Here is a 25,609-nt window from a genome sequence, read left to right on the forward strand (position 1 = left end):
GCCGGCGGGGCCGGGACGCTCAGAGGAGGGCCTCGCCGCGCAGCACGGGCACGCAGCCGCCGCCGACGGTCGCGCGAATGCCGTCGGCCGCGCGGTGGGCGGTGGTGCGGAGCAGGCTGGGACGGCCCATCTCCACGCCCTGGGTGATGTCGAGCCGCGCCTCCGCCTCCCCGGAAAGGGAGAGCAGCAGGGCCGCCAACGGCGTGGCCGCGCTGCCGGTCGCCGGATCCTCTACGGTGCCGCCAAGCGGGGCGAACATGCGGGCACGGATGCCCCCGCCCTGATGGGTCCCGTCGCGGGCGTAGAGATAGATCGCCACGCGGCCCCGCAGCACCGCATGGGCATCGGCCATCCGGCGGAAGGCCGCGAAATCGGGGAGGGCGCGACCGAGTGCATCGGGCGCGCATTCCGCGAGGATAAAGAGGTTGCCCGTACCGGCCTGAAGCGGCTCATGGCCCACGGTGAGGATCTCGGCGGCCTCGAGCCCGGTGCAGGCCGCGATCTCGGCCGGGGTGAAGCGGGCGCCCAGGGAAAGCGGCTGCGGAGCGGCGATGGTCGTGCCTGTCACATTTCCCTCCGCGTCCCGCTCGACCGAGACCTCTACCAGCCCCGCGATCTCCTCGAAGAGCAGCCGGTCGCCGTGGCTGTGACCGCCCTGCTGAGTGGCGAGCACGAAACCGGTGCCGACATTTGGATGGCCGGCGAAGGGCATCTCGTACTGCCGCGTGAAGATGCGGACGCGGGCGGTGTGGGCGGGGTCCTCGGGCGGCAGGACGAAGGTGGTCTCGCTCAGGTTGAACTCGGCAGCCAGGGCCTGCATCTCGGCATCCGACAGGCCGCGCGCATCGGGAAAGACGGCGAGCGGGTTACCGCCGAAGCGGGTGCCCGTGAAAACGTCCACGGTAACGAAAGGGATGGCGCGCATGGCGCGATCCTAGCCCGTCGCTGCGCGGATGTCCTCGGGTCCCCACGGGCGGGCGGCGGGGTGCGGCCCGGCGCTCGTGCCCTGGGTCGGGGCGCGGGTCAGGTCGCCGCGGGGGCCACGGCCGCATCGCCCTGGCCGCTGGCCGAGAGCGCGCGGGCAACGAAACCGGAGGCCTTCATCTCCTCCACGAAGGCGCGGAGCCAGGGGAGTGCGGCCTCGCGGCCCTGCGGGATGCCCACCGCCTGCTCGATCACCATGAAGCGGCCGGGGATGACGCGCATGGACGGGTTGGCGCGGGCATATTCCACCAGGGGCTGTTTCACTCCGGCGACAGCATCCAGCCGGTCCCGCCGAAAGGCCTCGATCGCCTCGGGCGAGCTGGGCACGCGGACCAGCTCGGCCTGCTTCAGCGCGCGGGTGAGATAGAGGTCGTAGGCGCTGCCACGGCCGACCGCGATGCGCGTCCCCGGGCGGTCGAACTCCTCGACGGCCCTCAGAAGCGAGTCGGCGGTGACGAGATAGGTCCCTTCGATCACGACATAGGGTGCGGTGAAGGTGATGCCCTGGGCGCGCACGGGGTCGATGGCAAGAAAGCACAGGTCCCAGGCGCCCTGCCGCCCGGCATCCGTCACCTTTCCGGCGCTGTCGAAGGTGACGAACTGGATGGGTTTGCCGATGCGCCGCGCCACCTCGGCGGCCAGCTCCGCCGAGACACCGCGCGGGGCGCCGGTGGCCGGGTCGGGCTGGGCGAGGACGGTATTGCCGAAGTTGATCGCGACGCGGAGCGTGCCCGAGGGTGCGAGGGCCGCGGCGACCTCGGCCGGCGCGGTTCCTCCGCCGGCCTGTGTCGGAATGGGGGATGGGGGCGGAGTCTGGGCTTGGGTCATGCCGGATGGCAGCACGGCAAGGCCCACCAGGGCGAGAGGCGCCAGGTCGCGGCGGGTGATCGGCGTCATACGGCCGGCCCTCACGCGGATTGCGGCTGGATGCCGGCGCGGCGGGCCGCCTCGCCCCACTTGTCCATCTCCGCCTGGACGAAGCGGCGGGTCTCCTCGGGGGTGGAGCGCACCACCTCGGCGCCCAGTGCTGCGTGGCGGGCGACGACGTCGGGGCGCATGACCGTGGCCCCGCAATCGGCCGAGAGCTTCGCCAGCAGCGGCTCCGGGATGTTGGCCGGGCCGATGACCATGCCCCAGGTCGAGGCTTCGAAGCCCGGCATGAAGGCTTCCCCGAGGGTAGGCACCTCGGGCAGCTGCGGCGCACGGGCTGCGCCGGTGGTGGCAATCGCCTTGAAGCTGCCGGACTGGATGTGGGCGAGCGCCGCCGGTACCGTGTCGAACATGATGTCCACGCGCCCGGCCATCAGGTCCGGATGCGCCTGGGTCGAGCCGCGATAGGGCACATAGGTCATCTCGATCTCCGCGCGCTGGGCGAAGAGCAGCGGGGCCAGGCGCACCACGCCCGAGGTGCCGGCGAAGGTGAGGGGCTGGGCCGTCCCGCCCGCCTTGGCCTTCGCCACAACCTCGGCCGGGGTGGAGGCGCCGAAGCCCTTGCCGGCGATGAGCACGAGCGGCGTCTTCGTCGTCAGCGTGACGAAGGAGAAGTCCCGCATCGTGTCATAGGGCAGGCGGTAGAAGGCGGCGTTCACGGGGTGGCCGACCGAGACGAGGGCCAGCGTGTGGCCGTCCGGCGCGGACTTGGCGACGACATCGGTGCCGATGATGCCGTCGGCGCCCGCGCGGTTCTCCACCGGCACGGGCTGGCCCCACTGGGCGGCCAGCGGCTCGGCCATGAGGCGCGCGGTGATGTCGGAGACCCCGCCGGGAGTGTAGGGCACGACCATGCGGACGGCGCGGGAAGGGAACGTCGTCCCTTGGGCCAGCAGCGGACGGGCGGCGAGAAGGGCGGGGGCGGCAAGGGCTGCGCGGCGGGTAATGGGCATCGTCGTTCCTCCGGTTGGCCGGTGTCCGGCGCTTGCGGGGAGGCTGCGCGAGACCGGCGCGGGGCGCAACGGCCATCTGCCCATGGCTGGACCCGGCCCCGCCGGCTTGTCAGCCCCCATCGCCATCGTCAGCTTCCCGCCGCTGGACAGGGGAGGCTCGGGATGATCACGAGGCGGGGCATCGGTGGTGCGGCAGTTGCGTTTGGGGCGCTCGGCTCTGGGGCGCTCGGCGCCGCGGCGGCCCGGGCGGAAGGCGGTTTCGCGGGCCTTCCCGCCGCCTTCGCGGCCGTTGAGACGGCCTGCGGCGGGCGGCTGGGCGTGGCTGTGCTCGATACCGGGAGCGGTCGCCGCGCGGGGCACCGGGAGGCGGAGCGCTTCCCGATGTGCAGCACCTTCAAGCTGCTTCTCGCCGGCGCCGTGCTGGCCCGCATCGATGCCGGGCGGGACTCATCGGACCGGCGCGTCCGCGTCTCGCGGGAGGACTTGCTGGAATACGCCCCGATCACCCGCGACCGGGTCGGCGGGGAGGGGATGACCCTGGCCGAGCTGTGCTCGGCGATCCTGGTCCATAGCGACAACACCGCCGCCAACCTGCTGCTGGGCGTGGTCGAGGGGCCGGAGGGGCTGACGGCCTGGCTGCGCGGGCTGGGCGACGGCGTGACGAGGCTGGACCGGCGGGAGCCCGAGCTGAACGAGGCGCGTCCCGGCGATCCGCGCGATACGACCAGCCCTGCCGCCATGCTGGCCGATGTTCAGGCGCTGTCGCTGGGCAATGCCCTGTCGCCGGCGTCCGGAGAGCGGCTGCGGGGATGGATGCGGGAGAGCCGGACGGGCGATGCGCGGCTGCGGGCCGGGGTGCCACAGGGCTGGCAGGTGGGGGACCGCACGGGAACGGGCAGGAACAACACCAGCAACGTCGTCGGCGTGCTCTGGCCGCCGGGCGGGGCCGCTCCCCTGGTGGTGACGGCCTATCTCACCGGGGGCCCGGCCGATGGGGCACGTCGGGACGCGGCATTGGCCGAGGTCGCCACCGCCATCGCGGCGGCCTCGGCGGCCTGAGGGGCCGGGCGGGTCAGGGCAGAAGGGCGTCGATGGCGGCCGCCATGCGGATATCCCGCTCGCTCAACCCGCCCCCATCCGGGCCGGCATCATGGGTGGTCAGTGTGATCTCCACCCGATTCCACACGTTTGACCATTCAGGGTGATGGTCCTGCGCCTCGGCCAGCAGAGCCACGCGGGCCATGAAGGCAAAGGCCTCTGAGAAGTCGCGGAAGCGAAAGGCGCGGTGGATGGCGTCGCGCCCTCCGGCCACGGGCGCCCAGCCGGGCAGCAGGGCGGGCAGTTCCGCGCGGCGGGCGGGGGTGAGGGGTTCGACCATGGGCACCGTTCGTCCTGTTCCTCTTCCCCCGGTTTCTCTTGACCGGGGCCGTTCTTATGGCCCCCTTGGCGCATGACCGACACCGTGATGCGCTGGGGCGCCCCGCCGAGCGCCGACGACCTGGCCGGACTGGCCGAGGCCGCCTTCGCCGCCATCCCCGCGCCGCTGCGCGAGGCCGTGCGTGGCACCCTCATCATCGTCGAGGAACTGCCCGACGACGAGACGCTGGAGGCGCTGGGGATGGAACATCCCTGGGAGCTGACCGGCCTCTACCGGGGCACGCCGCTGACGGAGAAGTCGGTGCTCGACGCCTCGCTGGAGCCCGACACCATCCTGCTCTACCGCGAGCCGATCCTGGTGGAATGGGTGGAGAGTGGCGAGGACCTGTTCCGGCTCGTACGCAACGTGCTCATCCACGAGATCGCGCACCACTTCGGCTATTCCGAAGAAGGGATCGCGCGGCTGGAGGGCGAGGGCTAACCCCGCCCGGGGAGGCCATCCTTCCTCTCTATCCCATGCTGGTTTGGGTCCAACCCGCCGGACGGCCCCGCGTTGGGCTGGGCAGAGAGGTCCGACCATGCCCCAGCCCAAGCCGTCCCAGCCCACGCCCTCACAGAGATGGCCCGACACGCTCTGGATCGCCCGCCACGGCGAGAGCGCGGGGAATGTCGCACGCGACGCTGCGCATCGCGCCAATGCCGCGCGGATAGGGCTGGAGGGCCGGGACGTGGACGTGCCACTGAGCGAGCTCGGCGAGGCACAGTCCCGTTCCCTCGGCCGCTGGTTCGCCGGCCTGCCCGAGGAGGAGCGGCCCGAGGTGGTGCTGTGCTCCCCCTATCTGCGGGCGCGGCAGACGGCGGGGCTGGTGCATGAGGCGGGCGGGCTTCCGGTCGCCCCGGAGGACTTCGTCGTCGACGAGCGCCTGCGAGAGAAGGAATTCGGGGTGCTGGACGGGCTGACCACCTTCGGCATTCGCCAGGAGATGCCCGACCAGGCCGAGTTCCGCCGTATCCTCGGCAAGTTCTACCACCGGCCGCCGGGCGGCGAATCCTGGTGCGACGTGATCCTGCGGCTGCGCTCGGCGCTGGACACCATCAGCCTGCACCATGGCGGACGGCGCGTGCTGATCGTGGGGCATCAGGTGGTGGTGCTCTGCCTGCGCTATCTGCTGGAGAACATGACCGAGGAGCGAATCCTGGCGATCGACCGTGAGGGCGACGTGCCGAATTGCGGCATCACCGAGTACCGCTTCGATCCGGAAGCAGGCGCCACGGGCGCACTTCGCCTGTCCCGCTACAATTTCGTTGCCCCGCTGCGGCGGGAGGGCACGCCGGTGACGGCAGAGCCGGACGCGAAGGCAGTGGGCGCGTGACGCCCCGTATCGGGGGACGCCGTACATGACCGTCATTGATCCCACCTGGCTCCGCAGGCACCCGCTGCCCGTGCCCGCGCAGGACGATGACAAGTCCCAGCGCGGCACGGTGCAGGTGATCGGCGGTTCGGTTGAGGTGCCGGGCGCCGTGCTGTTGGCCGGCGAGGCGGCGCTGCGGGCGGGGGCGGGGAAGCTGCGGCTGGCGACCGTGCGCTCCGTCGCGCCGCATCTAGCGCTGGCCATGCCGGAGGCGCTTGTGATCGGGCTGGAGGAGACTGCGGACGGTGGTATCTCACGCCGCGCGGCCGAGGCCCTGCTTCCGCGCCTCGCCTCCTGCGCCGCCCTGCTGATCGGGCCCGGCCTGTCCTCAGGCGAGGAGACGGAGGCGCTGGTCACCGCGCTGCTGGACGGGACCGAGCCCGGCCCAGGCGTGGTGCTGGACGCTGGGGCGCTCAGCGACCTCGCCGCCCATCCCGATGCGTTGCGCCGCCACGGGTTGCGCGGCGTGGTCACGCCCCATGCCGGAGAGATGGCGAGCATCCTGAGCATCCCGAAGGAGGAGGTCTCGGCCGACCCCCTGGCCGCGGCGCGGCGGGCGGCGAATGTGCTGGGCGCGGTGGTGGCGATGAAGGGCGGCCAGACCTGGGTGGTGACGCCGAGCGGCGAGGCGCTGTTCCTCGACCACGGGCATGTCGGGCTGGCGACCTCCGGCTCCGGCGATACGCTGGCCGGGATTGTCGCGGGGCTGCTGGCGCGCGGAACGCCGCCGCTTGAGGCGACGGCCTGGGCGGTGTGGTTGCATGCCGAGGCCGGGCACCGGCTGGCGCGGCGGATCGGGCCCCTGGGCTTTCTTGCGCGCGAGCTGCTGGCGGAAGTGCCGGCGATCATGGCGGATCTCTCTGCAGGGTCCGCCGCGCGACCCTGAGGGGCGGGGTCAGTCGGCCAGCGCCCGCGCGACCTCCCGCCGCAGCGCCGGAATGACCTCGGCGTCGAACCAGGGATGCTTTCCGGCCCAGACGAGGGTGCGCCAGGACGGGTGAGGCAGGGGAAAGTGCCCGGGCAGCGTCTCGGCGTAGCGCGCGACGCGCTCGGACAGCGCCGGGCCCGGGCCGAGGACGTGGCGGATGGCATGGGCGCCGACCAGGAGGCGCAGCCGGAGGTTCGTGAAGAGCGGCAGGATGCGCGGGTGCCAGGTGGGCGCACATTCCGGGCGTGGCGGACAGTCGCCGCCACGGGGCAGGCGGCCGGGATAGCACATGCCCATGGGCAGGATGGCGAGCTGGGTGGGGTCGTAGAAGCGTGCCTTGTCCATGCCCAGCCAGTCGCGCAGGCGCTCGCCGGAGGCGTCCTCGAAGGGGATGCCGGAGAGGTGCGCCTTGGTCCCTGGCGCCTGGCTGGTGACAAGGATGCGCGCCCGCGCGTGCAGCTGGTGGATGGGACGGGGGCCGAGGGGCAGGTTCGGGGTGCACAGCGTGCAGGCGCTGGCAGCGGCCGCGGCCTCATCCATCGTGGCGCCCGCGGGAAGGCCGGGGTCGCGGGCAGGGGTGTCGGGCGGCGCGGCGGGGGGCGCCGGGCGGGGGATCAGGCCCAGCGCTCCAGCAGGTTCCGCACGAAGGCCGGGACGAGTTCGGTCGCTGGGCCATGACGGGCGTCGTCAAACAGGTGGCTGCCCTCGCTGGGCTCCAGGTTCAGCTCCAACGTGTCGGCGCGGTCCCGTACCTCGAGCACGAAGCCGGCGGCGGGATAGACGGCGCCCGAGGTGCCGATGGAGACGAACAGGTCACACTCCGCCAGCGCCGCGCCGATCCGCTCCATCTGCAAGGGCATCTCGCCGAACCAGACGACATGGGGGCGCAGCGTGCCAGTGCTGCCGCATTCCGTGCAGGTGGAAGCGGGTGTCAGGTCGCCCTCGGCCGGGGTAATGGCGGCGCAGCGCAGGCAGCGCGCCTTCGCCAGTTCCCCGTGCATGGGGATCAGCCGCTTGGACCCGGCGCGGTCATGCAGATCGTCCACGTTCTGGGTGACGAGCAGGAACCGGTCGTCCGGCCAGTTGGCGTCGAGCTCGGCGAGCGCCTCATGCGCGGCGTTGGGGCGGATGGCCGGGTCGCGCAGCTGGGCGCGGCGGGCGTTGTAGAAGCCCTGCACCAGAGCGGGGTCGCGCGCGAAGGCCTCTGGCGTGGCCACGTCCTCGATCCGGTGGCGGGCCCAGATGCCCTCCGCGTCCCGGAAGGTGTGCAGGCCGGATTCGCGAGAAATGCCGGCGCCGGTGAGGATGACGATGCGGGGCGGTGCCTCAGGCAAGCTCGTACTCCACCTCCGGCACATAGACCGGGCTCTCCTTGCCGAGGCGGGAGGAGAAGAGGGTGAAGTGGTCCATCGTCGCCGGCGGGGCGCGGAACAGGTTGTGGGTCTGCACCCACTCGATGAGCTTGGGCGGTGGCGCCTTGTCCGTGCGCGCCAGGGTCACATGGGGGGCGAAGCGGCGGCGCTCGGGGTCGAAGCCCATCCGCTGCAGGGCGGTCTCGACCTTGGACTGCAGGTGGGTCAGGCCTTCAGTCTTCTCCACGCCGATCCACAGGCTCTGGATCTTGCCCGCTTTCTCGAAGGTGCCGACGCCGCGGAGCGACAGGTCGAAGGGCTTGCTGCGGATGGAGGACAGCGCCTCGTCCACCTCGTCGGCCCGCCAGTTCTCCACCTCCCCGATGAAGCGGAGGGTGAGATGATAGTTCTGCGGCGGCACCCAGCGGGCACCCTGGATCCCCCCGGCCAGACCCGAGAGCTGGATGCGCAGCGTCTCGGGAAGCGCGAGCGCGACAAACAGGCGGACCATGGGGTCTAGGCGGGCCTCACCTTGCTGAGAAGCGTCTCGACGGCCGGTCGCATGCGCCGGACCATCTCCTGAACGCCCAGGGGATTGGGGTGGATGCGGTCGGGCTGGTTCAGCGCGGCCTCACCGGCCACGCCCTCCAGCAGGAAGGGATAGAAGACGGCATCGGGGAAGTCGCGGGCGAGGGTCTGGAACACACCGGCGAACTCGCGGCCGTAATCGGCGCCGAGATTGGGCGGGGCCAGCATGCCGGCGAGAAGAACGGGCAGGTTGCGGGCCCGCAGCATCTCCAGGATGGCGCGGAGATTGGCCTCGCTGTTGCGCGGCTCGATCCCGCGCAGCCCGTCATTGCCGCCGAGTGCCACGATCACCGCGTCCGGCCGCTCGGCGAGGGACCATTCCACCCGGGATCGGCCGCCGGCGGTTGTGTCGCCGGAGACTCCGGCATCAATGACCGTCACCGGGCGCCCTGCCGCGCGGAGGGCCTCCTCCAGCTTCGCGGGCAGGCCTTCGGGCCGGGCAAGGCCGTAGGCCGCGGTGATGCTGTCCCCGAGCATCAGCAACCGAAGAGGCCGCGACTCCTGCGCCCTGGCCGTGCCGGGCAGGGCACCAGATCCTGCCAGACACAGAACGAAACCTCCGAAGCCCCTACCCAGGAGACCCCGGCGCCCCAATCTCGCCTTCATGCCGGATTCCCTGACCCAGACCCCGGCCGCCGCGGATGCGACGGCCCATTCCAAACCCATGGGCAACAAGCCCGTGGGCGCGCCGCTGATCGATGCGCGCGCCCTGTCCTTCAGGGTGGTGGGGGCAGGGGGGGAGGTCAACATCCTCCGGGGAGTCGATCTCACCGTCAGGCCCGGGGAGGCCGTCGGAATTGTCGGGCCGTCGGGCTCAGGCAAGACCTCGCTGCTCATGCTGCTGGCAGGGCTGGAGCGTGCCTCGGGTGGCACGTTGCAGGTCGCCGGGCAGGAGCTGGCGGGGATGGACGAGGACGCGCTTGCCCGATTCCGGCGGGATTCGCTCGGCATCGTGTTCCAGGCCTTCCACCTGATCCCGACCATGTCGGCACTCGAGAACGTGGCGATCCCGCTGGAATTCGCCGGGCGCGAGGACGCTTTCGACCGGGCCGCGGCAGCGTTGGAGTCCGTGGGGCTCGGCCACCGCCTGTCCCACTATCCCGGCCAGCTCTCGGGCGGCGAGCAGCAGCGCGTGGCGTTGGCCCGCGCCTTTGTCGCCGAACCTGCCCTGCTTCTGGCCGACGAGCCGACGGGTAACCTGGACCGGGCGACGGGAGAAAAGGTGATGGACCTTCTCTTCGGCCTGCGGGAGCGCTTCTCGACCACCCTCGTTCTGATCACCCACGATCCTTCACTCGCCGCGCGCTGCGAGCGGCAGGTTCGGGTGGAGGACGGGCAGATCGTTTCCGACACGGGCGGGGTCTCCGCGTGACGAAGCCCGTGAGCAACCTGGCCATGGGCTGGCGCCTCGCACGGCGCGAGCTGCGCGGCGGGGTGCGGGGACTGCGGATCGTGCTCGCCTGCCTGGCGCTGGGCGTCGCCGCCATCGCGGCGGTGGGCACGCTGCGGGCCGCGGTACAGGCCGGGCTTGAGGCTGATGGGGCGCGCCTGCTGGGCGGCGACCTGGCGGCAGCGAATTCGCGGCCTTTCCCGCCGGAGGCGCGCGGCTGGATCGAGGCACGGGGCGGGCGCATGGCCGAGCTGGTCACCATGCGGGCCATGGCTGTCGCGCCCTCCGGCGACCGGACGCTGGTTGAGCTGAAGGCGGTGGATGCGGCCTATCCGCTACTGGGCGAGTTGCAGTTGGATCCGTCCGGCCCGCTCGCTGCGGGGACGGCGGGGCTGCCGCCCGTGGCCATGGATCCACTTGTCGCGGAGCGCCTGGGCCTGCAGCCCGGGGCGGAGGTGCGGATCGGTGAGGCGCGGTTCGCCTATCGCGGCGCGGTGGTTTCGGAGCCCGACAAGGTCTCTGGCCCGGCCGTGCTGGGGCCGCGCGCGATCATCCCGCTGGCGGCGCTGGAGGGGACGGCGCTCGTCCAGCCCGGGAGCCTCGTCACCTACGAACTGCGGGCAGCACTGCCGCCGGGCGCGGATGCGCGGGCGACCGCCGAGGCGCTGCGGGGCGCGCCCTTCGCCGACGGCGGCTGGCGGGTGCGGGACGCGTCCCAGGGGCAGCCGGGGGTGAACCGCTTCCTTGACCAAGCGGCCTCCTTCCTTGTGCTGGCAGGGCTGACGGCGCTGCTGGTGGGCGGAATCGGCGTGGCAACCGGCGTGCGGTCCTGGCTCGAGCAGCGGGGGCGCACCATCGCCACGCTGCGCTGCCTGGGCGCACCGGCGGGGGCAATCTTCGCCACCTATCTCATTCAGGTGCTGGGGCTGGCGCTGCTGGGCATCGGCATCGGGCTGGTGGCCGGATACGGGCTGACCTGGGCCGCGGCAGTGGCCCTGGCCGATGCGCTGCCCGTGCCGCCGCGGCTGGGCTTCTACCCCGTGCCGCTGGCGCTGGCCGCAGCCTATGGGCTGCTGACGGCGCTGGCTTTCGCGCTCTGGCCGCTTGGCCGGGCGCGGGACATCCCGGGCGCCGCGTTGTTCCGCGACAATGTGCAGCCCAACCCCGGCGCGCGGCCGCGGATCGGGCTTCTGCTGGCGAACGGGGCGGCGGTGGCGCTGCTGGTGGCGCTGGTGGTGGGCACGGCGGAGCGGCCGTTGTTCGCCCTCTCCTTCTGCGCGGCGGCGCTGGGCACGCTGGCGCTGTTCCGCGTTGCCGCCGCCGGCTTGCAGGCAGTGGCGCGGCGCATTCCGGCGCGGCGCCGGCCCTCCCTGCGGCTTGGCTTGGCCAACCTGCACCGGCCGGGGGCGCCCACAGCGCTGATGCTCGTCTCCCTTGGCATCGGGCTGACCACGCTGGCGGCCATTGCGCTGATCCAGGGCAATTTGCGGCACCAGATCAGCGAGAGCCTGCCGGACGCGGCCCCGTCCTTCTACTTCATCGACATCCAGTCCGATCAGGCCGCGGCCTTCGACCGGGTGGCGCAGGGCGTTGCGGGGGTGACCGAGGTGCGGCGCGTGCCGTCGCTGCGGGCGCGGATCGTCGCGGTGAACGGCGTGCCGGCGGACCAGGTGCAGGCCACCGAGGAGACGCGCTGGGCGTTGCGCGGCGATCGCGGCCTGACCTATTCGGCCACGCCGCCGGAAGGCACTCGGGTGGTGCAAGGTCAGTGGTGGGCACCGGATTATCGGGGCGAGCCGCTGGTTTCTCTGGATGACAACTTGGCGCGTGGATGGAATGCCGGGCCGGGCTCCGTCATCACCGTGAACGTGCTGGGGCGCGACGTGCCATTGCGGGTGACCTCCACCCGCGACATCCAGTGGCGCGGGCTGGGCCTGAACTTCTCCATGGTGGCCTCGCCCGGGCTGCTGGAAGCGGCGCCGCACACCCACATCGCGACCGTGCGCGGCGATCCGGCACGGGATTCGGTGCTGCTACGGGCGGTGACGGATGCCTTCCCCAACGTCACCGGCATCCGGGTTCGTGACGCGCTGGACGCGGTGGCGGGGCTGCTCGCACGGCTGGGAACGGCGCTGTCCTCCACCGCGGCGCTGACTCTGGTCTCCGGTCTCCTGGTGCTGGCCGGCGCGGTGGCGGCGGGGCAGCGACGGCGGATCCGGGATGCGGTGGTGCTGAAGACGCTCGGCGCCTCGCGCGCGCAGATCCGGCGCGCCTGGCTGGTAGAGTTCGGGCTGCTCGGGCTCGTGGCCGGGCTGGTGGCTGCTGCCGTCGGTACAGCCGCGTCCTGGGGCGTCACCCGCTTCGTGATGCGCACGGACTGGACCTTCCTTCCGGGCACCCTCGCCGGGACGATCCTGTTCTGCGTCGTGCTGACCCTGGCCATGGGCTACGCTGGCACCGCGCTGGCCCTGCGGGCGAAGGCCGCGCCGCTGCTGCGGAACGAGTAGGGGCGCCGCGCCTGTTCTCTGGGCCCGGCTCAGGCCCGCACCAGCTCAGGCATGCCTGAGCGGAGCGGGACGGGGCCGGGCCAGTTGATCGTGGCCTCGGTGGCGATTCCTTCGAAAATCGGCCGGGCGAAGAAGAAGCCCTGCATGTAGCGGACGCCGACCTCGCGCAACGCTTCCAACTCGCCGATCCGCTCCACCCCTTCGACCACGACCTTGATGCCGATCTCGGCACCGAGCCGCACGAGGCTCGCCAGGATGGCAAGGCGCATCTGGTCTTGGTCGCAATCCTGCGCCAGGGCTCGGTCGATCTTGATGATGTCGGGCTTGAGGTTGGCAAGGCGCGAGAGGCCGGAATAGCCGGTGGCGAAGTCGTCCAGCGCGATGCGGAAGCCGTGGCGGCGGTATTCCTGGATGATGCGGAGGATGTGCCCTTCGTCCGGGCTCCTCTCATTCTCGGTGAACTCGAAGGTCAGGCGGTTCAGCGGAAAGCCTGTGCGGGCAGCGGCGTCGAGGGTCGCGCGGATGCAGGCGCGGGGCTCGTAGACGGCGTTGGGCAGGAAGTTGATGTTGAGGTTGCCCTCAAGGCCGAGCCGGGCAGCCATTTCGATCGCCCGCACGCGGCAGGCCTGGTCAAAGGCGTAGCGGTTGTTGTCGTTCAGGAGGGCAAGGATGCTTCCCGCACCCTCGCCGGCGGGGCCACGCACCAGCGCCTCATGCGCTTCGATCCGGTGCAGCTGGATATCCACGACGGGCTGGAACGCCATGGTGAAAGGGAAGTCCAGCCGGCTCTCACGGCATCCCGGGCATCCGGGACTCGACGCTGCCATGAGCAAACTCCTTTTCCGGCCAGGGATGGCCGCGGCGGTCCCGTGATGGGCTTCGCCTTACTCTAACCTGCGAAGGGCTTCAGAGTTCTGAATGCCGGCCCGGGAAGATCCTGCACCTGCTCTTTAGAGGCCCGCGGTTGCCAGGGCGTGCGTGCTCGGCACAGCGGGAGGGTAGGGAAAAGGCCGTGGGCGGCTTGCAGGTGGGTGAAGGAGCGCCTACGCCGCAACGATCGCGGAATCTTCGCCGCCCCCAAGGGGCTGACGCGAGAAGGCCGCTTGATATGGATTACAAGAAGTCCATATATCGTCGCACGGGGGATGGCGGGTGCCGTCCCCGGAGGGAGTTCTGAGACACATGGCCTTCGGTCCCGACAATCGTCTCCAGCGCGGCCAGTCCGCCTGGACGCAGCCGATGGGCCGCGCCGCCACCGACGCCGCGACGCTCGATGCCGGCCTGCGCGCCTACATGCTGCGCGTCTATAACTGGATGGCCTCCGGCCTCGCGCTGACCGCCATCACCTCGTATCTGATCGCCAACACCCAGCTGGCGGAGCTGTTCTTCACCGTCGTGCGCACCCCGCGCGGCCTGGCGACGCAGCCCACCATCCTCGGCTTCGCAGCGATTTTCGCGCCGCTCGCCTTCGTCATGGTGCTGTCCTTCGGCATCAACAAGCTGTCCAAGGGCGCGACACAGGCGCTGTTCTGGGCCTTCTGCGTGGCGATGGGCGCCAGCATGGCGAACCTGTTCGTCGTGTATGTGGGCACCTCGATCGCCAGCACCTTCCTCGTCACCGCCGGCATGTTCGCGGCCGTCAGCCTCTACGGCTACACCACGAATGCCGACCTGACCCGGATGGGCGGCTTCCTGATGATGGGCCTGATCGGCATCGTCATCGCCGGCCTGGTGAATGCCTTCGTCGGCAGCTCGGCCCTGCAGTTCGCCATCAGCGTGCTGGGCGTGGTGATCTTCACCGGCCTGACCGCCTATGACACGCAGCGTATCAAGAACGACTACGTCGAGTACGCCTATGCGGAGGGTTCCGATGAGGCGGCCAAGCGCTCGGTCTTCGATGCGCTGGGCCTGTACCTGAACTTCGTGAACCTCTTCCAGCTGCTGCTGCAGTTCATGGGTGTGCGGAACCAGTCCGAATAAGCAGGCACTACGCCTGATCGGCGGAACCCCGGGGAGCGATCCCTGGGGTTTTTCTTTGTCCCCCGTTTCGGCGCAGCGGGCCGAAGATGCAGGCACGAAAAAGCCCGGCACCCTTTCGGGGCCGGGCTTATACGGGGCGTGGGCCTCTACTTTTCCTTCTCGCCCTTGTCGGCGGTCTTCAGCGTGTCGAGAAGCTTCTGCGTCGCGGCCGCCTTGTCCGTGCGGTCGAGTGCGCCAACCTCGGCCGCCAGCCGGTCCAGCGCCAGCTCGTAGATCTGGCGCTCGGAGAAGGACTGGTCGGGTTGGCCAGCGTTGCGGTGCAGGTCGCGCACAACCTCGGCGATGGCGATCGGGTCGCCGGAGTTGATCTTCTGCTCGTATTCCTGGGCGCGCCGCGACCACATCGTGCGCTTGATCCGGGCGCGGCCGCGCAGCGTGTCCATCGCCTCGCCCATTGCCTTATCCGAGGCGAGCTTGCGCAGGCCCGAGGACGCCGCCTTGGCCATCGGCACTTTCAGGGTCATGCGGTTCTCCTCGAAGGTGACGACGATCACCTTGAGGGTCTGCCCCGCGACGGGGACCTCCTCGATGCCCTGTACCTGGCCGACGCCATGGGTGGGGTAGACGACGAAATCGCCCGCCTTGAAGTCCTTCCCGGCATTGCCGAGGGGCTTGGGAGGCGGTGCGGGACGGATGGGAGCCTGGATGACAGGTTCGGGCGCTTGTGCGGGCATTGTGGGGGCAGGCGCCTGTGCCTCGGCCAGACCAGGCGGTGTGGCGGGGCGCTCTGCAACGAGCTCGGGCTTGGGTGCCGGCTCGGACTTGGCGGGAGACGAGGTGCGGGCCGCGGCGGCCTTCAGGGGCGCGGGCTTGGCCGGGGCGGCGGGCTTCGGCGTAGCGGCAGGCGCCTCGCTCTTCGCGGGCACCTTGGCGGCGGCCTTCAGGGCCTCGGCCACGGGCGCCTGGGCGCTCTCGGGCGGGTTCGCTGGTTCGGTCTTGCGTGAAGTGGCGATGGGCTTGGCGGCGGCCTTCGTCGCGGGCTTCGGCTCCTCGGCCTTGCCGCTCGTCTTGCTGGGGGCCTTGCTCCCGGCGGGTGCCTTCATCATGCTCTCCGCGATCCCTGTCGCGCCGACCGGCCCAGAAGGATCGGTGGCGCGGCGCCAGGCCCTGCTGGGGCAGGGCCGTTCAACTCATGCGGCGCGGCCAGCCCAGCCTGAGGCCATACTGGCCTGACGGGACGGCATTTGCGTTTCAGGCAAAAGCCTATCACGAAAACCCGATTCCGTCACGCCGGCCCACCCTTGGCCCGCCGATCCCGCGCCGTCAGGCACGATCACGGGGCAACGCAGCGGACGGGCGCGGGTTGACCGGGTTGTGCGGCGTTCAGGCTTCGCCGGGTGCGGGGTCGAACAGCGCCTTCTTGTCGGGCTTGCCGTCCCACTCCTTCGCATCGGCCGGCGGCTCGCCCTTGCGGGACATGTTCGGCCATTGCGCGGAGTAGACGCGGTTCAGCTCGGCCCAGTCGGTCGCGCGGTCGTCGCTGTCGGGAAGGATGGCTTCGGCCGGGCATTCGGGCTCGCAGACGCCGCAGTCAATGCACTCGTCCGGGTGGATCACCAGCATGTTGGCGCCGACGTAGAAGCAGTCCACCGGACAGACCTCGACGCAGTCCATGTACTTGCAGCGAATGCAGTTCTCGGTGACGACGTAGGTCACGTTCACGCCCCTTCACGGCCCGCGGGGCAGAGAGACCCCCGACCCGCGCCAGATGGACCGAGCAGGCGCAGCATGCAAGCCGCCGTTTGAGCGGTCAGGGTCGCGCCGGGCGCGTTCGGGCCTTTCGCGGGCGCTATTGCGAGGGTTCCGCGCTGCTCAGGCGATCCCTCGGGGCACCTCGTCTCCCTGGGGAGACCGCCTCAACCCTCAGCAGGATTTCCGGGTGGTGGCGCGTCCAGGTCCTCGTAGAGCGCGCGCGCCTCTGCCGGCGGCCCGCGCCTCGCGGCCAGCGCGACGACGCGCCAGACCTTCACCGCCCCGCGCTCCGGCCCGCCGACGGCAAGGGTGAGCACGTCGCCGGGCCGTAGCCGGGCATGGGCCTTGTCCACCGGCTGCCGGTTCAGGCGCACGGCACCGCGCTCGACCAGCGCGGTGCAGGCCGAGCGGGTCTTGGACAGGCGCGCGCACCAGAGCCACTTGTCCAGCCGCTGCCAGTCGCGATCCTCGGACTCCGGCATCGGCCTGGGGTCAGGACTTCCCGAGCTTCAGCCTCGCCAGCACCGCGAAGGGGCTGTCGGGGTCGGCGCCCTTGCCGCGGCTCGGCTCGAAGACAGTGCGAGGGGTCGCGGGGCCGTCATCGCGCCGGTCGCGGCGCGGCCCGTTGCCGTAGTTGCCGCCCGGGCCGCGGCCGCCATCAGGGCGCGGGCCGCTGCGGGGGCCACGATCGTCGCCGCGGTTGCCTTGGCGCTCGCCCTGCCTCTCGCCCTGGCGTTCCCCGGAGCGGTTGCCGCCGCGATCGGGGCCACCCTGGCGGGCCTGACGGTCGTCACGACGCGGGCCACGCGGGCCGCGGGCCTCGCGCGGCGCGTCGGGGTTGGTTTCCGCGGGCACGGTGCCAGCCTCGGTGGGGGCTGCGGCACCATCCGGCGCTGCTCCAGCCTCGCTCGGGACAGCATCGGCCGCCCGGGCTTGGGGCGGCGCGCCGTCTCGGCCGCCGCGGCGATCGGGGCGTCGCTCGCCGCGGTTCTTATCCCCACGTCCTTCGCGGCGCTCCTGCCCGCCGCGGCCACGATGGGCATCCTCGCGCCGGGCGGCGACGAGTTGCGGCGCCGGCGGGCCGAAGGCGTCCTCGGCCAGCGGCTCGGGAGAGACGAGGCGGAAGCCGAGCGCATTCAGCACGGCCGGCAGCGTATCGGCCTTGGCGCCGAGGCGGCTGGCGACATCCACCGGCAGGGCGGCAGGGGCGCGGCGGGTCAGATGGCCCAACTCGCCGGCGATGCGTTCGGCGACGTCCAGGCGGACCAGGGCGGGGCCAGCCTTGACCCAGCCCATGGTCTCCGCGAAGCCGCGCGGCCACTCGCGGGGCGGCACGATGGAGACAAGGCCGCCGCCGGGCAGCTCCGGCACTGCCGAATTGGCCTTCAGCGCCCAGAGCTGCGCGCGCAGCTTCATCGGCCGGGGCTTCAGCATCTCAGGGATGTAGAGAGCGAAGCGGCCGGCGCGAACGCCGATGGCCTTCAGCTTGGCCCGGATCTCCGGCGTGATCTCGCGCTCGGTGCCGCCGGGTAGCAGGCCCAGGAACTCGCGCAGCCGGAACAGGTGGCCGCGCAGCTCGGCATCCTCGGCGGCCTTGACCTCGGCCTCGATCAGGGGGGCGAAGTCGCGGGCGACCAGGGCGTCGAACCAGATGGCGAGCTTGGTGCGGATGCGCTCGCGCTCGGCGCCGTCGACGAACTCGGAATCGATGGGCTCGATCACCGGCTTCTCGGGCGTGTTCCCGGGCTTGATCTTGGCGACCTCATGCGCCTCGTCGTCGCCGTCCGACTTCCAGGTGATGCGCTGGAACTTGGTCAGGCCGAAAGCCTCGTCCGGCGCGGTCTCGAGGGCGGCGACGCGGCGGGGCATCTCCTCGCGGAGCGCGCGGCGGGCGGCGCGCAGCATCACGCGGCGCTCCTCCTCGTCCTCGGCATCCGCCGCGGTCTCGAAGACGAAGCCCTTCACATGGCCGACGGGATGACCTTCCACCACGACCTCTCCGTTCCGCGCGACCGCCGAGAGAAGGTTCTCCTCCCCCTCGTCGAGCTTGCGGATGAGATGGGCCGCGCGGCGGTCCACGAAGCGGGCGGTCAGGCGTTCGTGCAGCGCGTCGGAGACATGGTCCTCGGCGGCGCGGGCGGCCTCCTGCATGGCGGTAGCGTCCTTCAGCCAGTCGGAGCGGGCGGCGACATAGGTCCAGGTGCGGATGCCGGCAAGCCGGGCCATCAGCGTGTCGAGATCGCCCTCGGTGTTGTCGAGATAGGTGATCTGGGAGGCGGCCCAGTCCGTCGGCAGGGTGCCATCCTCGGCGAGATGCCGGAAGACGCGCGAGCAGAATCGTGTGTGGCTCTCATCCGCCAGCTTCCGGAAGTCCGGAATCTGGCAGGCTTCCCACAGCAGCCGCAGCCGGGCGCGGCCTCCGGCCAGGCGACGGATGTCCACGTCGCGGGAGAGGTGCTCAAGCGTGATGTGGTCGGTGGCATCGTTGCCGCGGGCCAGGCCCTGGAAGGGCGGGGGGCGGGCGAGGCTGTCGAGCAGCGCGTCGATGCTCGTCATGTCGAGGTCGCTGTTGCGCCAGGCCAGCGTCGTCAAAGGCTCGAAATGATGGCCCTCAATTTTGTTGACGAAGTCGTCGGCCAGCGGCGGGCACTCGGCTGTCACACCGAAGGTGCCATCCCGCATGCCGCGGCCGGCACGGCCGGCGATCTGGGCGGCTTCCTGCGGGGTGAGGAGGCGGGGGCGATGGCCGTCGAACTTCTGCAGTCCGGCGAAGGCGACATGGTCCACATCCATGTTCAGGCCCATGCCGATGGCGTCCGTCGCCACCAGGAAGTCCACTTCGCGGTTCTGGTAGAGCGCTACCTGGGCGTTGCGCGTGCGGGGCGAGAGGCGGCCCATCACCACCGCACATCCACCGCGGCGGCGCCGGATGGCTTCGGCAATGGCGTAGACCTCACCGGCCGAGAAGGCGACGACGGCGCTGCGCGGCGGCAGCCGTGTCAGGCGCGCGGGGCCGGCATAGGTGAGCTGGGAAAGGCGAGGGCGGCTCTCGATCTCGGCCTGGGGGATCAGGCGCTGGAGGAGGGGGCGGATCGTCTCCGCGCCAAGGAACATGGTCTCGACAAGGCCGCGAGCGTTCAGCAGTCGATCGGTGAACACATGGCCGCGATCCGCGTCGGCGCAGAGCTGGATCTCGTCTACGGCCACGAATTCGGCCCGGCGGTCGAGCGGCATGGCCTCGACCGTGCAAGCGAACCACTTCGCCCCGGGGGGGATGATCTTCTCCTCGCCGGTGATGAGCGCGACGTTGCGCTCGCCTTTGGCGGCGACCATGCGGTCGTAGTTCTCGCGGGCCAGAAGGCGCAGCGGGAAGCCGATAATGCCGCTGGAATGGGCCAGCAGACGTGTGATGGCCAGATGCGTCTTCCCGGTGTTGGTGGGGCCGAGGACGGCCTTCACCCGCGAGGGAAACATTTGGCGTTCTGAGATGGGGCTCATCTGCGGGGAGGTGTGGCGCTCCGGACCCGAATTGGCAAGGACGGCTTGGCAAGCGCACCGGCCGGGGGGAGGTTGGAGGCGATCCATGACGCCGCCTCACGACGCTCCGCCGACCGTCTCGCCGCGCGGCCCTTCCCCGGCTGCGTCCTCAGGCCTGGCGCGCTTCGCTTTCCTGATGGCGGCCAGCTTTCTCGGGGTGGGCGTCGCCATGCCTTTCCTGCCGCCCTTTCTGGCAGGGAAAGGACTGGGTGCGGAGGGTGTGGCGCAAATCCTGTTCGCAGGCTCGCTGATCCGCTTCCTTGTCGGCCCCGCCATGGGGCGTCTGGCGGACCGGCTGGGCGATGGGCGGCTGGTGCTGATCCCCTGCGCAGCGGCGACGGCTCTCGCGGCTCCGTTTTTCCTGCCGGCCGAAGGGTTCTGGGCGGTGCTCGGGGCGCAACTCCTGTTCGCCGCCGCCATGGCGCCGCTTTCTCCGGTGGGGGAGGCGATGGCACTGGCGGCCACGCGGCGGGCCGGGGCGGATTTCGGCCGGCTGCGCGCGGCGGGGTCGGCCGCCTTTATCCTGGGCGCGATCGGGGCGGGTGGGATGGCGGCCTGGGGCAGCTATGCGGCGGTGCCCTGGCTCCTGGCGGCGTCCTACTCGGCCATGGCGCTGGCGGGCTGGGCGCTGCCGGCCGCGACGCGGCGCGACGGGGTCTCGCCGGTGGCTGTCGGCGGGCTGCGGGGGCTGCGCGGGGCATTTCCGCTGCATCTGCTCCGGCGGCCCGGCTTCGGGCGGCTGGTGGCGATCACAGGACTAGTCCAGGGCTCCCACGCCGCGCTTTACGGTTTTTCCTCGATCCACTGGTCACGCGCCGGGCATTCGGCCGAGGTGATCGGGCTGCTCTGGGCCGAGGGCGTGCTGGCGGAGGTGCTGCTGTTCTTCTGGGCGCGCCCGCTGCTCGGGCGGCTGTCGCCGCGGGCGCTGATGCTGATGGCAGCTGGGGCGGGGCTGCTGCGCTGGCTGGCGCTGGCCACGACGACGGAGCTCTGGGCGCTGGTGCCCCTCCAGGCGCTGCACGCGCTCAGCTTCGGGGCGCAGTATATGGGCGCGATGCGCTGGCTCTCGGCCAACCCGCCCCCGGGGGAGGCGCTGGCGGCGCAGAGCCTGCACGCGGCAATCGGGATGACGGGAGCGCAGGCGCTCTCGATGCTGACGGCGGGCTGGCTCTATGCCCGGTACGGCGGAGGGGCCTTCCTGGCCATGGCAGTGCTTTGCGCGATGGCGGTGCCGGTTGCCTGGCGGTGGCGGCAGGGGCGCTAGGCCCCAGGCGCCAGACCACCGCCTCTCAGTGCCAGGCCTCGCCGTCCCAGTGATGCGCGGTCCAGCGGGCACGACCATTATCCACCACCACGCGGTTGTAGGCGTTCGGCTCGCCCCGCAGGCGGGTGGAGGTGGCGGAGCCGGCCTGGAGGATGGTCAGGCGGTCGCCTTCCTCGGCGGTGATGGCGTGGGTGTTGTGGTAGCCGACATGAAGATGGCCGGAGAGGACCAGCCGTACGCCCGCGCGTGCCAGGTCGCGCAGCGCGCGCTCGCCGCGGGCGACGATGGGCGTATCGGGCTGCTCGGGCGGGGCGAGGAAGGGGTGGTGGGCGACGACGATGCGGAAGGGGCCTTCCGGCAGCCGGCGCAGGCGGCGCAGCACGCGTAAAAGGCCGGCGCGGGGGACCTTGCCGTTCTCCCACTGCAGGTGAAGGCCACCGCGCGAGACGGTGTTGAGGCCGACCACCTGAATTTCCTCATCCTCGAACATCGGCTCGGTCTCGGGGGAGACGAGGGCCTCCCAGCGGCCGAAGGGGTCGAGAAAACGCTCCCAGGGGTAGTAGGCAGTGATGTCGTGGTTGCCCGGCACGGCAATCCAGGGGGCGCGCAGCGCGTCGAGGAAGGTGCGGGCCGCGCGGTACTCGTTGCGGCGGGCGCGCATCGTCAGGTCGCCGGAGACGGCGATGAGATGGGCAGGGTCGGCGTTCAGCCGTGCCAGCAGGGCATCCGCCGCGCGGGTGTCGATCCGGCAGAAATGCAGGTCGGAGATGTGGTCGATCACCCTCACGCCGTGGCGTCCGCCGTGGCGGAGGGTGGCGCGAGGACCAGCAGGGCGCGCGGGCGCAGCGTGTACTGCAGCGGCGTGGAGAGCACCGAGCCTTCGCCATCATTCATCACCACAAGGCTGCGGCGGCGGGAGTGGATGGAGAAAGCGGGGCTGGTGAGGATGTGAATGTCGCTGGAGCGCTTCCACATGCCCAGGGCCATGGCGATCAGCATTTTCGCCGACCAGCCGATGGAGAAGTTCCGGCTGACATAGAGATGCAGCGTCCCGCCATCGAGGCGGGAGCGGTGGAACATCAGGCCGGTCCCCTCCGCGTAGCCGTTGTTCACGATGGACATCGCTCGCGTCCAGAGCCGCCAGGGCTTCTGCCAGCCGGGCGCATTGACCATCAGCCGCATGGGGCGCTGCCGCAGCAGGGCACGGATGACGACCGCTACCACGCGGACGACGGCGTAGAACCCGCCCTTGCGGCGGAAGCGCTGGCGGGTGCGGCCGATGGTGTTGGTCAGGCCGAGCACGGATTGGCAGAGGAAGGTCTGGCCATTCACCTCCGCGACATCGATGGCGCGCGGCGCCGCGCGGCCGAGCGCCTCCGCGGCCTCCAGCGGATCCAGCGGGATGCCGAGATCGCGGGCGAGAAGGTTAAGGGTGCCGAGGGGCAGCACGCCCAGCACGCGGCCGGTATCGGCCAGGCGGGCTGCGACGCCGCGGATCGTGCCATCGCCGCCACCGACGATGACTGTGTTCACGTCGGTCGCGATCGCGGCCTCGACGCGGCCGCCCATGTCGGGAGCCGCGTCCTCCCCGATAATGGTGAGGTCGAAGCCGGCGCGGCGCAGGGCTGCGAACACGAGGTCGGGCAGCTCCGGCCGCCCGGCCAGGGTGCCGGCACGCTCATTCAGCACCAGGACGGCCCGCGTCATCGGGCGTCTATCATTTGAAAACCATTCCCCAATCCCGGCGGGCGAACGCAGGGGCGAGAGGGCAAGTTGCGGCCCCTCGAAGAAGGATAGGCGGATATGGAAAGGGCGCGGACCTTTCGGCCCGCGCCCTTTCATGTCGCCCAAAGGCGGAGGAGATCAGGCCGCGACCTTCACGCCCGCCATGCTGCGCAGCACGTAGTGAAGAATGCCGCCCTGCTTGTAGTACTCGACCTCGTCGGCCGTATCGACGCGGCACTGGACCTGGGTGCGGGTCTCGGTGCCGTCCGGGCGGTGGATGACGATGTCCAGCAGCATCCGGGCCTTGAGGTCCTCCAGGCCGAGGATGTCGATGGTCTCCTCGCCGGTGATGTTGAGGGTCTTGCGATCCTCGCCCGGCTTGAAGACCAGCGGCAGTACGCCCATGCCCACCAGGTTGGAGCGGTGGATGCGCTCGAAGCTCTCGGCGATCACGGCCTTCACGCCCAGCAGCATCGTGCCCTTTGCCGCCCAGTCGCGGGAGGAGCCGGTGCCGTATTCCTTGCCGCCGAAGATCACCAGCGGAACGCCCTCGGCCTTGTACTTCATGGCCGCGTCGTAGATCGGCATCACCTGCTCGGAGGGGTAGTGCTTGGTGATGCCGCCCTCGATGCCCGGGACCAGCTCGTTCTTGATGCGGATGTTGGCGAAGGTGCCGCGCATCATGACCTCATGGTTCCCGCGGCGGGCGCCGTAGGAGTTGAAGTCGTTCTGCCGGACCTGGTGCTCGAGCAGGTACTCGCCGGCGGGCGAAGCCTTCTTGATCGAGCCCGCGGGCGAGATGTGGTCCGTGGTGATGCTGTCCGACAGCTCGGCCAGGACGCGCGCGCCCTGCACCGAGGCGACGGGCGCGGGGTCGGCCGTCATGCCCTCGAAATAGGGCGGATTCTGGACGTAGGTGGAGCCGGAGTTCCAGCGATAGGTGTCCGTGCCCGTCTCGACCTGGATGCCCTGCCAGTGCTCGTCGCCCTTGAAGACGTCGGCGTAGCGGGACTGGAACATCTCACGCGTCAGCACGCGATGCACCACCTCGTTGATCTCGGACTGGTCGGGCCACACGTCGCGCAGATAGACAGGCTGGCCGTCGCTGCCCGTGCCCAGCGGCTCGGTCGTGATGTCCTTGGTGATGGTGCCGGCCAGCGCGTAGGCGACCACGAGGGGCGGGGAGGCCAGGTAGTTGGCGCGCACATTCGGGTGCACGCGGCCCTCGAAGTTGCGGTTGCCCGAGAGGACGGAGGCGACGACGAGCTTCTCGTTCTCGATGGCGTCCACGATCGGGTCTGCCAGCGGCCCGGAGTTGCCGATGCAGGTGGTGCAGCCGTAGCCGACGGTCTGGAAGCCCATCGCGTCCAGCTCGGCCTGCAGCCCGGAGGCGTTCAGGTAGTCGGTGACGACCTGCGAGCCGGGGGCCAGCGAGGTCTTCACCCAGGGCTTCGGCGAGAGGCCGCGGGCGCGCGCCTTCTGCGCCACGAGGCCGGCGGCCACCAGCACATAGGGATTGGAGGTGTTGGTGCAGGAGGTGATCGCGGCAATCACCACGTCCCCGTGCCCGAGGTCGTAGTTCGCGCCCTCGACCGCCACGCGGGTGCCGGCAGGCGGCGCGCCCGACACGGAGAGGTTCGGCAGTTCCTTGCCGAAGGAGGTGGCGATCTCGGTCAGCACCACCTTGTCCTGCGGGCGCTTCGGGCCGGCCATGGAGGGCACGACCGTCGAGAGGTCGAGCTCCAGCGTGTCGGTGAAGACCGGGTCGGGCGTGGAGTCGTCGCGCCACATGCCCTGGGCCTGGGCGAAGGCCTTGACCAGGGCAATGCGGTGCTCCTCGCGCCCGGAGAGGCGGAGATAGCCGAGCGTCGCCTCGTCCACCGGGAAGAAGCCGCAGGTGGCGCCGTATTCGGGCGCCATGTTGCCGATGGTGGCGCGGTCGGCGACGGGGAGGGAGGTGAGGCCCTGGCCGTAGAACTCGACGAACTTGCCGACCACGCCCTTCTTGCGGAGCATCTGGGTGACGGTGAGCACGAGGTCGGTCGCCGTCACGCCTTCCTTGAGCTTGCCGACCAGCTTGAAGCCGATGACGTCGGGGATGAGCATTGCGATCGGCTGGCCGAGCATCGCGGCCTCGGCCTCGATGCCGCCCACGCCCCAGCCGAGCACGCCGAGGCCGTTCACCATCGTCGTGTGGCTGTCGGTGCCGTAGCAGCTGTCGGGGTAGGCGTACTCATCGCCGGCATCGGTGTTCGTCCACACCACCTGGGCGAGGTATTCCAGGTTCACCTGGTGGCAGATGCCGGTGCCGGGCGGAACGACGCGGAAGTTGTCGAAGGCGGCCGAGCCCCAGCGCAGGAACTCGTAGCGCTCGTTGTTGCGCTCGTATTCGAGGTCGACGTTCTTCTTCAGCGCATCGGCGGTGCCGGAGACGTCCACCATCACGGAGTGGTCGATCACGAGGTCGACGGGAACCAGCGGGTTCACCTTCTGCGGGTCGCCACCGAGCTTGAGCATGCCGTCGCGCATGGCGGCGAGGTCGACCACCGCGGGGACGCCGGTGAAGTCCTGCATAAGGATGCGCGCCGGGCGGAAGGGCACCTCGCGGTCGGACTGGCCCTTCTCGAGCCAGCCAGCGACGGCCTTGGCGTCATCCACCTTGTAGGAGGTGCCGTTCTCGGAGCGCAGGATGTTCTCCAGCAGCACCTTCAGGCTGTTCGGAAGCCGGGCGAGATCGGTGCCCAGGGCCTTCGCCGCTTCAGGGATGGAGAAGTAGTGGTAGGTCTTCCCGTCGACCGACAGCGTGCGCTTGGTCTTGAGGGTATCCTGGCCGTTCTTGCTCATGCGTCGCAATTCCCCGCGCGTGCTTGAATTTCCTGGCAGCTTGAAGCATGGCGGGGGTTTCCGGTCCAGGGGCGAGGCCGGTTCCG

The 25,609-nt window shown here is 70.9% G+C and carries 24 protein-coding genes; 8 read left to right on the plus strand and 16 right to left on the minus strand.

What is annotated here, in order from left to right; all coding sequences use genetic code 11:
- Positions 1-19: 19 nt before the first annotated feature.
- From ACVBD7_RS03205 to ACVBD7_RS03215, 3 genes are all read right to left on the minus strand, one after another.
- Positions 20-925, minus strand: a complete 906-nt coding sequence (locus ACVBD7_RS03205; protein ID WP_458096071.1) for a PhzF family phenazine biosynthesis protein — start codon at positions 923-925, stop codon at positions 20-22.
- A gap of 98 nt (positions 926-1,023) precedes the next feature.
- Entirely contained in the window at positions 1,024-1,881 is an 858-nt protein-coding gene (locus tag ACVBD7_RS03210; RefSeq protein WP_458096072.1) for an ABC transporter substrate-binding protein, read from the minus strand.
- An 11-nt stretch (positions 1,882-1,892) separates the two neighbouring features.
- Complete coding sequence (locus ACVBD7_RS03215; protein ID WP_458096073.1) at positions 1,893-2,867, minus strand: tripartite tricarboxylate transporter substrate-binding protein; 975 nt, start codon at positions 2,865-2,867, stop codon at positions 1,893-1,895.
- A gap of 162 nt (positions 2,868-3,029) precedes the next feature.
- On the opposite strand from ACVBD7_RS03215, the gene bla reads away from it, so the two are divergent.
- Complete coding sequence (gene bla, locus ACVBD7_RS03220) at positions 3,030-3,926, plus strand: class A beta-lactamase (RefSeq protein ID WP_458096074.1); 897 nt, start codon at positions 3,030-3,032, stop codon at positions 3,924-3,926.
- A gap of 13 nt (positions 3,927-3,939) precedes the next feature.
- Here bla and ACVBD7_RS03225 read toward each other — a convergent pair whose 3' ends face one another.
- Positions 3,940-4,245, minus strand: coding sequence for a 4a-hydroxytetrahydrobiopterin dehydratase (locus ACVBD7_RS03225; protein ID WP_458096075.1), 306 nt, complete (start codon positions 4,243-4,245; stop codon positions 3,940-3,942).
- 72 nt (positions 4,246-4,317) lie between these two features.
- On the opposite strand from ACVBD7_RS03225, the gene ACVBD7_RS03230 reads away from it, so the two are divergent.
- The 3 genes from ACVBD7_RS03230 to ACVBD7_RS03240 all read left to right on the plus strand — a co-directional run bounded on the left by ACVBD7_RS03230 (position 4,318) and on the right by ACVBD7_RS03240 (position 6,542).
- On the plus strand, positions 4,318-4,725 hold the full coding sequence (locus ACVBD7_RS03230) for a metallopeptidase family protein (protein ID WP_458096076.1): 408 nt from the start codon (positions 4,318-4,320) through the stop codon (positions 4,723-4,725).
- Between the two features lie 97 nt (positions 4,726-4,822).
- Positions 4,823-5,617, plus strand: coding sequence for a histidine phosphatase family protein (locus ACVBD7_RS03235; RefSeq protein ID WP_458096077.1), 795 nt, complete (start codon positions 4,823-4,825; stop codon positions 5,615-5,617).
- A gap of 25 nt (positions 5,618-5,642) precedes the next feature.
- Complete coding sequence (locus ACVBD7_RS03240) at positions 5,643-6,542, plus strand: NAD(P)H-hydrate dehydratase (RefSeq protein ID WP_458096078.1); 900 nt, start codon at positions 5,643-5,645, stop codon at positions 6,540-6,542.
- A gap of 9 nt (positions 6,543-6,551) precedes the next feature.
- On the opposite strand, the gene ACVBD7_RS03245 is transcribed toward ACVBD7_RS03240, so the two are convergent.
- From ACVBD7_RS03245 to ACVBD7_RS03260, 4 genes are all read right to left on the minus strand, one after another.
- Positions 6,552-7,124, minus strand: a complete 573-nt coding sequence (locus ACVBD7_RS03245) for a uracil-DNA glycosylase family protein (protein WP_458096079.1) — start codon at positions 7,122-7,124, stop codon at positions 6,552-6,554.
- Between the two features lie 74 nt (positions 7,125-7,198).
- Positions 7,199-7,942: a Sir2 family NAD+-dependent deacetylase gene (gene cobB / locus ACVBD7_RS03250; RefSeq protein WP_458096080.1), complete on the minus strand. Its 744-nt coding sequence runs from the start codon at positions 7,940-7,942 to the stop codon at positions 7,199-7,201.
- Positions 7,911-8,447, minus strand: a complete 537-nt coding sequence (gene thpR, locus ACVBD7_RS03255) for an RNA 2',3'-cyclic phosphodiesterase (RefSeq protein WP_458096081.1) — start codon at positions 8,445-8,447, stop codon at positions 7,911-7,913. Before thpR ends, cobB begins: the two co-directional genes overlap by 32 nt.
- 5 nt (positions 8,448-8,452) lie before the next feature.
- Entirely contained in the window at positions 8,453-9,001 is a 549-nt protein-coding gene (locus tag ACVBD7_RS03260; protein ID WP_458097626.1) for an arylesterase, read from the minus strand.
- A gap of 127 nt (positions 9,002-9,128) precedes the next feature.
- Here ACVBD7_RS03260 and ACVBD7_RS03265 point away from each other — a divergent pair, with 127 nt between their 5' ends.
- Complete coding sequence (locus tag ACVBD7_RS03265; protein ID WP_458096082.1) at positions 9,129-9,896, plus strand: ABC transporter ATP-binding protein; 768 nt, start codon at positions 9,129-9,131, stop codon at positions 9,894-9,896.
- On the plus strand, positions 9,893-12,421 hold the full coding sequence (locus tag ACVBD7_RS03270) for an ABC transporter permease (protein ID WP_458096083.1): 2,529 nt from the start codon (positions 9,893-9,895) through the stop codon (positions 12,419-12,421). The genes ACVBD7_RS03265 and ACVBD7_RS03270 overlap by 4 nt, the downstream gene beginning before the upstream one ends.
- Positions 12,422-12,450: 29 nt before the next feature.
- Here the strand turns inward: ACVBD7_RS03270 and ACVBD7_RS03275 are convergent, their stop codons facing one another.
- Positions 12,451-13,248 carry an EAL domain-containing protein gene (locus tag ACVBD7_RS03275; RefSeq protein ID WP_458096084.1) on the minus strand — a complete coding sequence of 266 codons (798 nt, stop codon included), beginning with the start codon at positions 13,246-13,248 and terminating at the stop codon, positions 12,451-12,453.
- Between the two features lie 355 nt (positions 13,249-13,603).
- Between ACVBD7_RS03275 and ACVBD7_RS03280 the strand changes: the two genes are divergently transcribed.
- Complete coding sequence (locus ACVBD7_RS03280) at positions 13,604-14,401, plus strand: Bax inhibitor-1/YccA family protein (RefSeq protein ID WP_458096085.1); 798 nt, start codon at positions 13,604-13,606, stop codon at positions 14,399-14,401.
- Between the two features lie 146 nt (positions 14,402-14,547).
- On the opposite strand, the gene ACVBD7_RS03285 is transcribed toward ACVBD7_RS03280, so the two are convergent.
- The 4 genes from ACVBD7_RS03285 to ACVBD7_RS03300 all read right to left on the minus strand — a co-directional run bounded on the left by ACVBD7_RS03285 (position 14,548) and on the right by ACVBD7_RS03300 (position 19,627).
- A complete protein-coding gene (locus ACVBD7_RS03285) occupies positions 14,548-15,507 on the minus strand; it encodes a CarD family transcriptional regulator (protein ID WP_458096086.1) in 960 nt (319 codons plus the stop codon).
- Positions 15,508-15,784: 277 nt separating this feature from the next.
- Positions 15,785-16,117 (minus strand): ferredoxin FdxA, encoded by a 333-nt coding sequence (fdxA, locus tag ACVBD7_RS03290; RefSeq protein ID WP_458097627.1) that lies wholly within the window; start codon positions 16,115-16,117, stop codon positions 15,785-15,787.
- Positions 16,118-16,317: 200 nt separating this feature from the next.
- Positions 16,318-16,635: an RNA-binding S4 domain-containing protein gene (locus tag ACVBD7_RS03295; protein ID WP_458096087.1), complete on the minus strand. Its 318-nt coding sequence runs from the start codon at positions 16,633-16,635 to the stop codon at positions 16,318-16,320.
- A 10-nt stretch (positions 16,636-16,645) separates the two neighbouring features.
- The gene (locus ACVBD7_RS03300; RefSeq protein ID WP_458096088.1) at positions 16,646-19,627 is read right to left on the minus strand and encodes a helicase-related protein; all 2,982 of its coding nucleotides are present in this window, start codon (positions 19,625-19,627) and stop codon (positions 16,646-16,648) included.
- A gap of 109 nt (positions 19,628-19,736) precedes the next feature.
- Here ACVBD7_RS03300 and ACVBD7_RS03305 point away from each other — a divergent pair, with 109 nt between their 5' ends.
- Complete coding sequence (locus ACVBD7_RS03305; protein WP_458096089.1) at positions 19,737-20,954, plus strand: MFS transporter; 1,218 nt, start codon at positions 19,737-19,739, stop codon at positions 20,952-20,954.
- A gap of 25 nt (positions 20,955-20,979) precedes the next feature.
- On the opposite strand, the gene ACVBD7_RS03310 is transcribed toward ACVBD7_RS03305, so the two are convergent.
- The 3 genes from ACVBD7_RS03310 to acnA all read right to left on the minus strand — a co-directional run bounded on the left by ACVBD7_RS03310 (position 20,980) and on the right by acnA (position 25,523).
- Positions 20,980-21,741 (minus strand): metallophosphoesterase family protein, encoded by a 762-nt coding sequence (locus tag ACVBD7_RS03310; protein WP_458096090.1) that lies wholly within the window; start codon positions 21,739-21,741, stop codon positions 20,980-20,982.
- Positions 21,738-22,661 carry a diacylglycerol/lipid kinase family protein gene (locus tag ACVBD7_RS03315; RefSeq protein ID WP_458096091.1) on the minus strand — a complete coding sequence of 308 codons (924 nt, stop codon included), beginning with the start codon at positions 22,659-22,661 and terminating at the stop codon, positions 21,738-21,740. The genes ACVBD7_RS03310 and ACVBD7_RS03315 overlap by 4 nt, the downstream gene beginning before the upstream one ends.
- Before the next feature lie 156 nt (positions 22,662-22,817).
- Positions 22,818-25,523: an aconitate hydratase AcnA gene (gene acnA, locus ACVBD7_RS03320; protein ID WP_458096092.1), complete on the minus strand. Its 2,706-nt coding sequence runs from the start codon at positions 25,521-25,523 to the stop codon at positions 22,818-22,820.
- Positions 25,524-25,609 lie beyond the last annotated feature (86 nt).

This window comes from Roseomonas sp. WA12, from assembly GCF_054165765.1.

Bases quoted from the DNA above. Each gene is read 5' to 3' on its own strand.
- bla (WP_458096074.1), top strand. From the start codon at position 3,030: ATGATCACGAGGCGGGGCATCGGTGGTGCGGCAGTTGCGTTTGGGGCG.
- ACVBD7_RS03300 (WP_458096088.1), bottom strand. From the start codon at position 19,627: ATGTTTCCCTCGCGGGTGAAGGCCGTCCTCGGCCCCACCAACACCGGG.
- thpR (WP_458096081.1), bottom strand. From the start codon at position 8,447: ATGGTCCGCCTGTTTGTCGCGCTCGCGCTTCCCGAGACGCTGCGCATC.
- ACVBD7_RS03240 (WP_458096078.1), top strand. From the start codon at position 5,643: ATGACCGTCATTGATCCCACCTGGCTCCGCAGGCACCCGCTGCCCGTG.
- ACVBD7_RS03205 (WP_458096071.1), bottom strand. From the start codon at position 925: ATGCGCGCCATCCCTTTCGTTACCGTGGACGTTTTCACGGGCACCCGC.
- ACVBD7_RS03315 (WP_458096091.1), bottom strand. From the start codon at position 22,661: ATGACGCGGGCCGTCCTGGTGCTGAATGAGCGTGCCGGCACCCTGGCC.
- ACVBD7_RS03265 (WP_458096082.1), top strand. From the start codon at position 9,129: ATGCCGGATTCCCTGACCCAGACCCCGGCCGCCGCGGATGCGACGGCC.
- ACVBD7_RS03225 (WP_458096075.1), bottom strand. From the start codon at position 4,245: ATGGTCGAACCCCTCACCCCCGCCCGCCGCGCGGAACTGCCCGCCCTG.
- ACVBD7_RS03260 (WP_458097626.1), bottom strand. From the start codon at position 9,001: ATGCTCGGGGACAGCATCACCGCGGCCTACGGCCTTGCCCGGCCCGAA.
- ACVBD7_RS03280 (WP_458096085.1), top strand. From the start codon at position 13,604: ATGGCCTTCGGTCCCGACAATCGTCTCCAGCGCGGCCAGTCCGCCTGG.
- ACVBD7_RS03295 (WP_458096087.1), bottom strand. From the start codon at position 16,635: ATGCCGGAGTCCGAGGATCGCGACTGGCAGCGGCTGGACAAGTGGCTC.
- ACVBD7_RS03305 (WP_458096089.1), top strand. From the start codon at position 19,737: ATGACGCCGCCTCACGACGCTCCGCCGACCGTCTCGCCGCGCGGCCCT.
- ACVBD7_RS03230 (WP_458096076.1), top strand. From the start codon at position 4,318: ATGACCGACACCGTGATGCGCTGGGGCGCCCCGCCGAGCGCCGACGAC.
- ACVBD7_RS03285 (WP_458096086.1), bottom strand. From the start codon at position 15,507: ATGATGAAGGCACCCGCCGGGAGCAAGGCCCCCAGCAAGACGAGCGGC.
- cobB (WP_458096080.1), bottom strand. From the start codon at position 7,942: ATGTGCCGGAGGTGGAGTACGAGCTTGCCTGAGGCACCGCCCCGCATC.
- ACVBD7_RS03245 (WP_458096079.1), bottom strand. From the start codon at position 7,124: ATGGATGAGGCCGCGGCCGCTGCCAGCGCCTGCACGCTGTGCACCCCG.
- ACVBD7_RS03275 (WP_458096084.1), bottom strand. From the start codon at position 13,248: ATGGCAGCGTCGAGTCCCGGATGCCCGGGATGCCGTGAGAGCCGGCTG.
- acnA (WP_458096092.1), bottom strand. From the start codon at position 25,523: ATGAGCAAGAACGGCCAGGATACCCTCAAGACCAAGCGCACGCTGTCG.
- ACVBD7_RS03215 (WP_458096073.1), bottom strand. From the start codon at position 2,867: ATGCCCATTACCCGCCGCGCAGCCCTTGCCGCCCCCGCCCTTCTCGCC.
- ACVBD7_RS03210 (WP_458096072.1), bottom strand. From the start codon at position 1,881: ATGACGCCGATCACCCGCCGCGACCTGGCGCCTCTCGCCCTGGTGGGC.
- ACVBD7_RS03235 (WP_458096077.1), top strand. From the start codon at position 4,823: ATGCCCCAGCCCAAGCCGTCCCAGCCCACGCCCTCACAGAGATGGCCC.